General features: G+C 58.1%; 8 protein-coding genes, 1 tRNA gene and 2 pseudogenes. 3 read left to right on the forward strand and 8 right to left on the reverse strand.

Annotated elements, in window-relative coordinates; translation table 11 throughout:
* The first annotated feature begins 19 nt into the window (after nt 1–19).
* On the forward strand, nt 20–1,846 hold the full coding sequence (locus AC14IB_RS08995; protein ID WP_484231557.1) for an ABC transporter ATP-binding protein: 1,827 nt from the start codon (nt 20–22) through the stop codon (nt 1,844–1,846).
* An 11-nt stretch (nt 1,847–1,857) separates the two neighbouring features.
* Here AC14IB_RS08995 and AC14IB_RS09000 read toward each other — a convergent pair whose 3' ends face one another.
* The 5 genes from AC14IB_RS09000 to AC14IB_RS09020 all read right to left on the reverse strand — a co-directional run bounded on the left by AC14IB_RS09000 (nt 1,858) and on the right by AC14IB_RS09020 (nt 8,535).
* Nucleotides 1,858–3,222, reverse strand: a complete 1,365-nt coding sequence (locus AC14IB_RS09000) for a WS/DGAT/MGAT family O-acyltransferase (RefSeq protein ID WP_484231558.1) — start codon at nt 3,220–3,222, stop codon at nt 1,858–1,860.
* Entirely contained in the window at nt 3,219–5,057 is a 1,839-nt protein-coding gene (locus tag AC14IB_RS09005) for a long-chain-acyl-CoA synthetase (RefSeq protein ID WP_484231559.1), read from the reverse strand. The genes AC14IB_RS09000 and AC14IB_RS09005 overlap by 4 nt, the downstream gene beginning before the upstream one ends.
* A gap of 99 nt (nt 5,058–5,156) precedes the next feature.
* A complete protein-coding gene (gene modB, locus AC14IB_RS09010) occupies nt 5,157–5,855 on the reverse strand; it encodes a molybdate ABC transporter permease subunit (protein ID WP_484231560.1) in 699 nt (232 codons plus the stop codon).
* Nucleotides 5,852–6,634: a molybdate ABC transporter substrate-binding protein gene (gene modA / locus AC14IB_RS09015; RefSeq protein WP_484231561.1), complete on the reverse strand. Its 783-nt coding sequence runs from the start codon at nt 6,632–6,634 to the stop codon at nt 5,852–5,854. Before modA ends, modB begins: the two co-directional genes overlap by 4 nt.
* An 11-nt stretch (nt 6,635–6,645) precedes the next feature.
* Entirely contained in the window at nt 6,646–8,535 is a 1,890-nt protein-coding gene (locus AC14IB_RS09020) for a potassium transporter Kup (RefSeq protein WP_484231562.1), read from the reverse strand.
* Nucleotides 8,536–8,707: 172 nt separating this feature from the next.
* On the opposite strand from AC14IB_RS09020, the gene AC14IB_RS09025 reads away from it, so the two are divergent.
* Nucleotides 8,708–8,798: transfer RNA gene (locus AC14IB_RS09025), tRNA-Ser, on the forward strand.
* A 178-nt stretch (nt 8,799–8,976) separates the two neighbouring features.
* Nucleotides 8,977–10,152: a tyrosine-type recombinase/integrase gene (locus AC14IB_RS09030; RefSeq protein ID WP_484231563.1), complete on the forward strand. Its 1,176-nt coding sequence runs from the start codon at nt 8,977–8,979 to the stop codon at nt 10,150–10,152.
* Here AC14IB_RS09030 and AC14IB_RS09035 read toward each other — a convergent pair.
* The 3 genes and pseudogenes from AC14IB_RS09035 to AC14IB_RS09045 all read right to left on the reverse strand — a co-directional run.
* A complete protein-coding gene (locus tag AC14IB_RS09035) occupies nt 10,139–10,327 on the reverse strand; it encodes a helix-turn-helix transcriptional regulator (protein ID WP_484231564.1) in 189 nt (62 codons plus the stop codon). The two genes, AC14IB_RS09030 and AC14IB_RS09035, sit on opposite strands and share 14 nt — an antisense overlap.
* A 182-nt stretch (nt 10,328–10,509) precedes the next feature.
* Nucleotides 10,510–10,623, reverse strand: a pseudogene (locus tag AC14IB_RS09040) (IS5/IS1182 family transposase); the annotation flags it as partial.
* A pseudogene (locus AC14IB_RS09045) lies at nt 10,618–10,752 on the reverse strand (IS5/IS1182 family transposase); the annotation flags it as partial. The pseudogenes AC14IB_RS09040 and AC14IB_RS09045, both read right to left, overlap by 6 nt.
* Nucleotides 10,753–10,813: the final 61 nt, after the last annotated feature.

A 10,813-nucleotide genomic window follows, 5' to 3' on the forward strand; every position in this document is an offset into this window, starting at 1 on the left:
ACTGTTTTGAGTAGCGCTGATGTTTGCTTGGTTTGAACGTCGTCTGGACCCCTTTCCGCCGGAAGAGCCGCAAGAGCCGCCCCGCACGTTGGTGGCGTTTTGTCTGCATTACACACGGGGTGCCTGGCCTTGGCTGACGGCATCGGCGGTGCTTATGGCGCTAATTGCTGTGGCCGAAGTTTGGCTCTTCGGGTTTATGGGCGATATCGTCAATTGGCTGTCGCAGCAGTCGCGCGAGACCTTCTGGGCGACGCAGCGTTGGCATCTGCTGGGCATGGCCGCGGTGGTGCTGGCTTTGCCGGTCATGACCCTTATGCACTCGCTGCTCAATCATCAGACCCTGATGGGCAATTACCCCATGCGCATCCGCTGGATGGTGCACCGGTATTTATTGCGTCAGTCCATGGCGTTCTATCAGGACGAGTTCGCCGGTCGCATCGCCACCAAGCTCATGCAGACGGCGCTGGCGGTGCGCGAGTGCGTGATCAAGCTTATTGATGTGCTGAATTACATCGTGGTCTATTTCATTGGCACGGTGGTCTTAATCGCCAGCGCTGATTGGCGTTTGGCCCTGCCGCTGTTGGCCTGGTTGGTGCTGTACTTATTCATGCTGCGTTACTTCGTGCCGCGTTTGAGCCAAGTGTCACAAAGCCAAGCGGACGCTCGCTCGCTGATGACGGGCCGGATCGTGGACAGCTATACCAATATCCAAACCGTGAAGCTGTTTTCGCATGCCCAGCGAGAGGCATCGTTTGCCCGCGAAGGCATGGGCGAATTCATGGTCAGTGTGCATGGCCAGATGCGACTGGTGACGCAGCTCAATGTCACGCTGTATAGCCTCAATGCCGTGTTGTTGTTGTCGGTGGCCGGGCTGGCGTTATCGCTGTGGTTAGACAAGCAAATCGCCGTGGGAGCCGTTGCCGTGGCGCTGGGACTGGTGCTGAGATTGTCCGGTATGTCGCAGTGGATCATGTGGGAAGTGTCGGCGCTGTTCGAAAACATCGGCACCGTGCAAGATGGGATCAGCTCGATTGCTCGGCCGCATCGTGTTGAGGATGTGCCGGGTGCGCCCGCTCTGGCGATTCAGGCCGGCGACATCGTGTTTGATCGCTTGCGCTTCCACTACGGCAAGGCCGCCGGCGTGTTCGAGGATTTGTCGCTGCATATCCGGCCCGGTGAAAAGGTCGGTTTGGTCGGGCGTTCAGGCGCGGGTAAATCGACGCTGGTTAATCTGCTGCTGCGTTTCCACGATCTGGAAGGGGGCGCGATTCGCATCGACGGGCAGGACATCGCTCAGGTAACGCAAGACTCACTGCGTGCGCAAATCGGCATGGTCACGCAGGATACCTCGCTGCTGCATCGCTCGGTACGCGACAACATTCGCTACGGCAAACCCGACGCTTCCGATGAGGAGGTGCTGGCGGCGGCTAGGCGTGCTCAGGCCGATGGCTTTATTGCCGGTTTGCACGATGCCAAGGAAAGACAAGGCCTTGATGCCCATGTCGGCGAGCGCGGAGTTAAGCTCTCCGGCGGTCAGCGCCAGCGCATTGCCATCGCCCGCGTCATGCTCAAGGACGCACCGATTCTGATTCTCGACGAGGCGACATCGGCGCTGGATTCGGAAGTGGAGGCGGCGATTCAGGAGAACCTGTATCGCCTCATGGCCGGCAAGACGGTCATTGCCATCGCCCACCGGCTATCCACGATTGCTGCCATGGACAGGCTGGTGGTGATGGATCAGGGCCGCATCGTGGAAGTCGGCACGCATGCGGAGCTGGTCGCGGCCGGCGGACTTTACGCGCAGTTGTGGGCGCGTCAGTCCGGCGGTTTTCTCGAGGCGGAATAGCTGTCAGTGGATCAGGCCTCCAGTTCGGCGAGGCCGTCCTCCAGATACTGCAGCAGCTTCTGCATATGCGGCAGCGTGCGACGGCAGGCGATGATGCCGATCTCGAACTTCTCGGCGTAGCTGACCACGGTGATGTTGGTGGCCTGACCATCCATGGCGATGGACACCGGGTAGATGCCCTCCAGTTTGGCACCATTCCAGTACAGCGTTTCGCGCGGCCCCGGCACGTTGGACACCACGATGTTGAAGGCCTGCCAGGTCGGCGCGATGCCGGTCGCCATGTTGATGCCGCTGACCGCCATGGCGGTGGCGACATAGTTCATGATTTCCAGCTGATTCATGGTGGCAAAACGATCTTTGCTGTTCTGCACCGAGCGCGCGATGGCGTCGAGGCGCTCAAGCGGATCGGCAAGATGTGTCGCCAAGTTGGCCAGTACAGCTCCGACCTGATTGCCGCCCTCAGAGTCATCCTTACGCAGCGACATCGGCACCATGGCCACCAGGGGCTTGTCGGGCAAGGCGTTGAGTTCGAGCAAGTATTTGCGCACGGCCGCAGCACACATGGCCAGCACGATGTCGTTGAGCGTGGCGTTGTGGCGCTTGGCAGCGGCTTTGATGCGTGGCAAATGCCACGATTGCGCGGCGAAGCGACGCGAGGCGCTGATCGGCTGGTTGAGAATGGTGCGCGGGGCTTGGAACACCGACACATAGTCTGCGTCCGAGCTGCGCGCTTTAATGGACTTGTAGATTTCGCGAGCCACGGTGGGCCAGGTGGCTGCCTGATCTTTCAGGATGCCGGCAAATTTTGCGGCCTTAGAAATCGGCTGCGCGACCTGCGCCACAACACCGTCGGCCGGTGCGCGCTTGCGGGGCGGGATGGCCCAGAACGGCACGGTATCGCGCACGGACGGGTCGGGCGACATGCTGCGCTGCAACATGCGCATGCCTGCCACGCCATCGACCAGGGCATGGTGGATGCGGCTGTAGACGGCGACGCGGCCATCTTCCACGCCATCAATAATATAGATTTCCCACAGCGGCTTTGCGCGATCCATTACGCCACTATGCAGCTTGGAGACAATCGCCAGCAGTTCACGGATACGGCCCGGTTTCGGCAGCGAAATGTGGTGAAAATGGGCTTCGAGATCGAACTCAGCGTCGTCAATCCAGAACGGCAGGCCGAGCTTGTAAGTCAGCAATTGATTAAAGGGCGGCTGTGCTTTGGTATACGAGCGCGCCCAGTCCGCTAGCTCCTGCGCGTAGTTTGGTCCGGCATCGGGCGGCGGCGACAGCAGCATGAGGCTGCCCACATGCATGGGCTGATTGCGGCGCTCAACGAGCAGGAACATTTGGTCTTGCGGGGATAGCGGCGTCATAACTTGATGATCATATTTTGAATGTGTTGATGGACATCGTGAGTGAGTGGCTCATAGCCGCGAGCGCGGTCTACTAGAACGAAGAGAGGTTCGCTGATGCGCTCTGGGTCGAAGCCTTCCTGCTTGAGCTCGACCTTTCGGTATTTGAAAGTACCTGTGGTTTCCTGCGCGGCCTGCACGCGAATGAACAGCGGCACGGCGTAGGCGGGCAGGATGCCTGTGAGATGTAGGGCCAGTGCTGAGCCATCCAGCGATTGACCCGCTTTTAGTGTGATGGCCGCCATGCCGGCGCGACCATCGCAGCCCGGTATGTTCACGCCATACACCGCGCCGTGTTCGATACTGTCAAAACGCGCCAGAGCACCTTCGACTTCGGTGCTGGCCACATTTTCACCTTTCCAGCGGAAGGTATCGCCGACGCGATCAACGAATTGGATATGACGCAGGCCCTGATCGCGCACCAAGTCGCCGGTATTGAAGTAGCAGTCGCCTTGCTTAAAGACATTGCGCAGTAGCTTTTTTTCGCCGGCGGCCGGGTCGGTGTAGCCATCAAAGGGGCGACGCTCGCTGACTTCGCTAATCAGCAGTCCCACGCCGCCCTTCTTCACTTTCACGAGATGGCCCTTGGCGTTTTTCACGGGCTCGTCGGTGTCAACATCAAATTCCACGATGGCAAATGGCAGGGGAGAGAATCCAGCGGTTTCAGACACACCAAAGGCATTGATAAAGCCGATGTTGGATTCGCTCGCGCCATAAAACTCATAAATTCGCTCAATGCCGAAACGCTTCTGGAACTGCTGCCAGATTTCCGGGCGCAGGCCGTTGCCGGTGATTAACCGAACCCTATGATCCTGATCGCGAGGACAGGGATCTCGATTAAGCAGGTAGCGCAGCAGCTCGCCAATGTAGGTAAAGGCGGTGGCGTCGTAATGGCGGATGCGATCCCAGAACTGGCTGGCGCTGAACTTACGGTCTATCGCCAGCGTGGCCCCGGCAGATAGCACACAGCCCCAGGCTACGGTTAGTGCATTGTTGTGATAAAGCGGTAGGCAGCAGTAGAAAATGTCGTCCGACTTCAGGCGCATGGTGGCGTTGCCAACACCGGCCATAGAGGCTAGCCAGCGGTAGTGCGTCATCACTGAGGCCTTGGGCATGCCGGTGGTGCCGGAGGTGAAAATGTAATAACAGGGCTGGCGGGCAATGACTTGGCGCGTGCTGGACGGGTTGATGCTGCGTTGGCGGCCGCTGTCTCGATCAAGATCGATATAGCCCTCGGGCGTTGGGGCACGAGTTTCGCCACCGGTCCAGAATAAGGTCATGCCGTTACCGGGTAAGCACGGAGTTGACTCCAGCGCCGTACGACATTCAGCGCTAAGTACCAGCACTTTGGGCTTCACTAGCCCGATGCTGTGGCTCAGCGTTTCACCACGTTGGTTATAGTTCAGCATGCCAGCAATGCCACCCAGCTTCACGGCGGCGGCTACACAGGCCAGCTGCGTCGGGCTATTTTCCGCGAGAATAGCCACGGTGTCGCCATAGCCCACGCCGCGCGCGGCAAAGCTGGCGGCGAGACGATTGGCCCAGCTATTAAACTCGGCATAAGTCCATTGCTGATCTTGCCAGCGCACGGCAATGGCGTGTGGCGTTTGTTTAGCCCAGCGCTCAAGGACTAATCCAATTGAGAGCTTGCTGTCGGGCTTCAACGTGGCTAATCCAAACAAACCTTTGTTGAGCGTGATGAGATCCGGTAGGGCTTGCAGCGCACCGCGCGCAATGTCGCGCAGGCCGATATTTTTGGGTGTTTCAGGGGCGTTTGATGCGGAGGATGCGCACATGGCATAGCTCTCTGAAAGAGTCTTAGGAGGAGTTCAGCCAGTTTGCCACAAATTAGACGCCTGACCTCTTTGGCGAGATAGATGGCAGTGGCTATCCGCTCAATAGCGGATGCGTTGCAAATGTTGGCGTTGCAGCCAGGTAATCAACAGCAGCAGCGTGAAGGACATGATCAGCAACAACAGCGAGTAGGTGTGAGCGCTGGCATAGTTCAATTGCTGAACTTCATCAAACAACGCAATCGAGGCTACGCGGGTTTCGCCAGGGATATTGCCACCCAGCATCAGCACCACGCCAAATTCCCCCAGCGTGTGAGCAAAGCTGAGTGAGGCTCCAGCAATGACGCCGCCGCGCCCAGAAGGCAGAACTATGCGCCAGAAGGTTTGCCGAGGTTTCGCGCCAAGTGCCGCCGAACCCTCTAGCAAGAGTTTTGGGACTTGCCGAAACCCGTTTTGAATGGGTTGTAAGGCGAAGGGCAAGCTGTAAATCACAGAGCCCACGACCAAGCCCACAAAAGAGAACGACAAGGACTGGCCAACATGCGTGTGCCACCAGTGGCCGATTCCGTATTGGGGCGACATGGCGAGCAATAAATAAAAACCGATGACGGTGGGTGGCAGCACAATTGGCAGTGTCAGCAAGGTTTCCAGTAAAAGCACCCAATGGCCTTGACGCGTGTTCAGCCAATTGGCCAGCGGAATGCAAATCACCAAGAGAATAAGGGTGGTGCAAGTGGCCAAACCTAGCGTTAAGAACAGAGCCTGCCAAAGCCCAGGGGATAAATCCAAGAGGCTTGTCATGGCAGGGGCTTCGGGCCTGCCGAAGGCACCAGTGCGTGGCCGGGACTTAAAAAGCCATGGCGCGAAAATATGGCTTGGGCTTGTGGGCTGACCAGCCATTTCACGTAGCGGTGTGCACCTGCATTTTGCCGACCTTTGCGTGTGACCACGGCGACCTGATTCAGGGGCGGGTAACTGCCATCCGGTAGTAAATAAAACTGACCTTGTTGGCGTATCGCTGGGGATAAAACTAACGACAGTGCCAGAACTCCCACGTCGGCATGACCGGTTTGAGCAAACTGCAGGGCTTGTACAATGTTATCGCCCACCACGCGTTTATTACTGAGGGACTGCCACAGCCCGGCCTGGGTCAGCGCAGCTTGCGCGGCACGTCCATAGGGCGCGTGATCCGGGCTTGCGATGGCAAATGTCCGCACTTCCGGCTGAGCTAAAACGTATAGTCCTTGCTGAAGGTCTAAATCGGTCCGAGCGGTCCAAAGCGCAAGTCGACCAACGGCATAGGGTGTCCACGAAGTGGCAACGGCATCACCACTGTCAATCAGCGCTTGTGGGTAAAGGGCGTCGGCGGAAAGCAGTACATCAAAGGGTGCGCCATGACGAATCTGTGCGGTGAAATTACCCGATGAACCGGTGGTGCTGCGCAGGCGAATAGAAGGGACGGTCTGCTTAAAGGCGGTGTTTAGCTCGTCCAGGCAATACACCAGATCCGATGCGGCGGCGATAAATACCTCGCTGCCATGAGCCGGCGGCAGCCAGAGGCATGCCGCCAGCCAACACACAGATAATCGTTTCAGAGCTCGACCTGCGTGCCCATTTCCACCACCCGGTTGGTGGGGATTTGGAAAAAGTCGGTGGCAGAAACCGCATTGCGCGCCATAGCCACAAAGATCTTCTCGCGCCAGCGCGACATGCCGTGGCGACCATGCGCGATTATGCGCTCACGAGACACGAAGAAGCTGGTGTCCATCATGTCGAATTTCAGGCCTTGGGCTTGGCACAGTGCAAACAGCGCGGGCACATCGGGCTGCTCTTTAAAGCCATATGCCGCTGTCACGAGATAAAACTCATGGGCAATACGCTCGATGATGACGCGCTCATTATCGTCAACAAAAGGCACGTCGCGGGTAATCAATGTCAGCAGCACATTACGCTCATGGATGATTTTGTTGTGCTTCATGTTGTGTAGCAGGGCATGAGGCACGTAGTGATGTGAGCCAGTCATAAACACCGCCGTGCCCGGTACCGTTTGGCCCGCGCCAGCACCAATGCTATTCACAAACAACTTCAGCGGCATGGTCTCAGCATTCAAGCGATGACTGAGGATGTCGCGCCCCGCTTTCCAAGTAGACATCAGGAAAAAAGCGGATGCGCCAATGAGTAGGGGGAACCAACCGCCTTGGAAAATTTTCAGCGAGGTGGCGGCAAAAAAGATGAAGTCGACGATTAAAAAGGGCAGGGTTACGGCGGCCGCTAATGCGGGGTGCCAACCCCACAATTTGTGAGCCACCACGAGGAGCAGCAAGGCGTCGCAAATCATGGTCATGGTCACGGCAATGCCGTAGGCCGACGCCAGATTGCTGGAGGATTGGAAGGTTAGTACCAGCAGAATAATGGTGGCCAGCAGCGTCCAGTTGAAGAAAGGGATGTAGATCTGGCCCATCTCACGGTCGGAAGTGTGGTTAATTTCGAAGCGTGGAAGGTAGCCCAGCAGCATGGCTTGGCGAGCAATCGAGAACACACCAGAAATGACCGCTTGGGATGCAATGACGGTAGCCAGCGTGGACAGTATGATGAGGGGATAAAGACCCCAGTCGGGTACTAATCGATAGAAGGGATTTTCAATGGCTGTCGGGTCGCTCAGTAGCAGTGCACCCTGACCGGCATAGTTCAGCAGTAGCGCGGGAAAGACTAAGAAGAACCACGCGCGGCGAATCGGCTTACGGCCAAAGTGGCCCATATCAGCGTAGAGTGCTTCGCCACCGGTTATGGTCAATACCACGGCGCCCATGGCAATAAACGCAGCCACGGGATGTTCGAGGGCGAAGCTGATGGCCCATGACGGGTTAACGAGCTGTAGCACTTCTGGGCTGTGCTGAACGTTGTAGAGGCCAAGCACAGCCAGCGTGCAAAACCAAACCATCATGACCGGGCCAAAAAAAGCGCCAATAGACGCCGTGCCATGGCGTTGAATCAGAAATAGGGAAATCAATACAGCGATGGTGATGGGTAAAACAAACGGCTCAAGGCCGGGTGAAACCACCTTTAAACCTTCCACGGCCGACAACACGGAGATGGCGGGTGTAATCATGCCATCGCCGAAGAACAGCGCCGCGCCAAACAAGCCTATGCCAATAAGCAAAGGGCGCAGCCAAGGGTGACGGTATTGAGCTCGTAGCGCCAATGCCAGCAGCGCCATGATGCCGCCTTCGCCGCGGTTATCGGCGCGCATAATGAAGGCGATGTATTTAATGGACACGATGATGGTCATGGACCAAAAAATCATCGACAGAATGCCCAGTACATTCGCTTCGTTTAGCGCCAGGCCGTGAGCAGCGTGAAAGCATTCTTTCAAAGCGTAGAGAGGGCTGGTGCCGATGTCGCCAAAAACAACCCCAAGCGCGCCTGCTGTGAGTGCTGCCTGGTGTTTTAGGCGGGATGAGCCAGCTGACTCAGCGTGCATACAGTTCCTCAATGTGCGAGCAGTTGCACTGCTAGCGACCTCGTTTGCGGGCAACGATTTTAACACCGCCCACGTCGAGATAGCCAAGCACATTGGTCGCAAAAAGGCTTTGCCTTGCAGAGCGCCTTCCGCTAGGATTGCGCGCCGCTGAAGTGCAATGCTTCAGCGCTACGGTGAGGTGTCCGAGTGGCTGAAGGAGCACGCCTGGAAAGCGTGTATACGGTAATCCCGTATCGAGGGTTCGAATCCCTCTCTCACCGCCAAATCAAGTCCAACGTCGTTGGCAATACCCCTAGATAACCCCCGCCAAGCCCAGTAATATGAGGGCTTCCGGGGGTTTTCTGTTTGCACAATTGCCCTCGCTTCACCACCGAAAACCACGGTTCACCACAGCCAGTCTGTAGGTATCGCTGTAGGTACGAATCGGAGGAGGGCGGCACGATGCCTACAAACACTCTCACCGATGCCCGTTGCAAGGGCGCCAAGGCCGCTGACAAGCCCTACAAGCTGTTTGATGGTGGCGGCTTGCATCTTTTTGTCTCTGCGACGGGCTCGCGCACCTGGCGCTTGGCCTACCGCGTGGCGGGCAAGCCGCAGACCATGAGTCTGGGTCCATACCCCGAGGTTTCGCTTGCCGAGGCGCGGGCCAAGCGCAACGAGGCCAAGAAGGCCTTGGTCGATGGCAAAGACCCGATGGCGCCACGTCGCATCAGTCGTCAGAGCATGACGCTGAAAGAAGCCTCTGACGCTTACTGGGCCGGGCGCAAGGATGTGTCGGCATCCTACCGCAGCAATGCAGAGCGAGGCATTGAAATGCACCTTGCGCGATTGCTGGCACGCCCCATTTCCAGCATTGCTCGTGAGGATCTTCTTGGTGAGTTGCTGCGCATGGATGCGGCCGGCCTGCATGTCTATGTGCGCAAGGTGCGCATGTGGATCGGTCAGGTCTTCGAGTGGGCGGTCGAAAATGGCCTAGCCCTCACCAATCCGGCGGCCTTGATCCGGCCTGAAAAGGCATTTGGTCGCAGCAAGACCACAAGTTTCGCCGCACTCAGTCTGCGCGAGGTGCCCGAGTTCTTGCAGCGACTCGCGCTTGAAGGTGACTTGCAGAGCGTGCTGGCCTGCCGGTTGCTGGCGCTGACCTGGGTGCGCACCAACGAACTTCGCATGATGGAATGGTCTGAAATTTATGAAGCCTCACAGACCTGGCTGATTCCGGCCGGGAAAATGAAGCGTGAGCGGGAGCATCTGGTGCCTCTGTCGTTGCAGGCCATTGAGCTACTAAAGCATCTCAGGGCGCGCTGCCGGCCAGAGGCACGGTATGTATTCTCGGCGCCACATCGTATGGATAGACCGATGTCCGAGAATGCCGTGCTCTACCTGATGGCGCGCATGGGCTACAAAGGCCGCATGACGGGTCATGGTTGGCGGTCGGTGGCCAGTACCTGGGCCAACGAGAACGGCTACTCGCCGGATGCCATCGAGCGCCAGCTGGCGCATGTGCCTGACAACAAGATTCGTGCGGTCTACAACCGCGCCGAGTATCTGCCGGATCGCAAGAAAATGCTGCAGGACTGGGCGGACTGGCTGGATGGATGCGGCCTCACGCCAGCCTGATGCCGGCGCGCTCCAGCGTGGAGCGCTTCCAGCCGACTGTCTTGCGAGTCAGCGCGACATCGGGCGTGGGCAGCTTGCTGGCCAGGAGCCAGCGTCGGATGGTCTCGCTGCTGACATGCAGCAGCTCCTGCAGTTCGGGGCGAAAAATCACGCGGTCTTCATGTGCGACATTCATGGCAACTCCGGCTCATGGCGGGGAATTGCCTGTGATGGTGGCCTTGCGAGTGGAAACGCCCAACCTGCTGCAGCGTAGCTGAGCGCACTATGGTCGAAATTCGGCCTAACCGCCTTTGTTGCCCACTGGGCGCTGTTGCGCAATTAGTCCACTGAGCGCAGCTCCCCCTTTCCCCAGTCTGCTCAGGACACACGTATCGTGTGTTGCGTGCCCAGGCGCGTGCACTGGTTCGGGATCGCAGCACGCACCTGAAGCTCCGTTACCTGGCGGTCAAAGTCGCGGGCCATGACCCGCTCTCGGTCTGGCTGGCCGTGCCATTGCATGTCACGATCCAGCCAGACCGAGAGCGAGCCTCTGGCCTTGAGGGTAGCGTTGTAGTCTTTCCAATTGGTGGTACGGTATTGGGCGGGAGCCGGCTGGGTCATGGGCGCGCTAGCCTACAGGCTGTGGGCGTTTGTGCAACAAGGCCATCTACTAGTCTAACTG

Source organism: Perlucidibaca sp. (genome assembly GCF_057084925.1).

Coding starts and splice junctions, on each gene's coding strand:
- AC14IB_RS09020 (WP_484231562.1), bottom strand. CDS start 8,535: ATGCACGCTGAGTCAGCTGGCTCATCCCGCCTAAAACACCAGGCAGCA.
- AC14IB_RS09035 (WP_484231564.1), bottom strand. CDS start 10,327: ATGAATGTCGCACATGAAGACCGCGTGATTTTTCGCCCCGAACTGCAG.
- AC14IB_RS09000 (WP_484231558.1), bottom strand. CDS start 3,222: ATGACGCCGCTATCCCCGCAAGACCAAATGTTCCTGCTCGTTGAGCGC.
- modB (WP_484231560.1), bottom strand. CDS start 5,855: ATGACAAGCCTCTTGGATTTATCCCCTGGGCTTTGGCAGGCTCTGTTC.
- AC14IB_RS08995 (WP_484231557.1), top strand. CDS start 20: ATGTTTGCTTGGTTTGAACGTCGTCTGGACCCCTTTCCGCCGGAAGAG.
- AC14IB_RS09005 (WP_484231559.1), bottom strand. CDS start 5,057: ATGTGCGCATCCTCCGCATCAAACGCCCCTGAAACACCCAAAAATATC.
- AC14IB_RS09030 (WP_484231563.1), top strand. CDS start 8,977: ATGCCTACAAACACTCTCACCGATGCCCGTTGCAAGGGCGCCAAGGCC.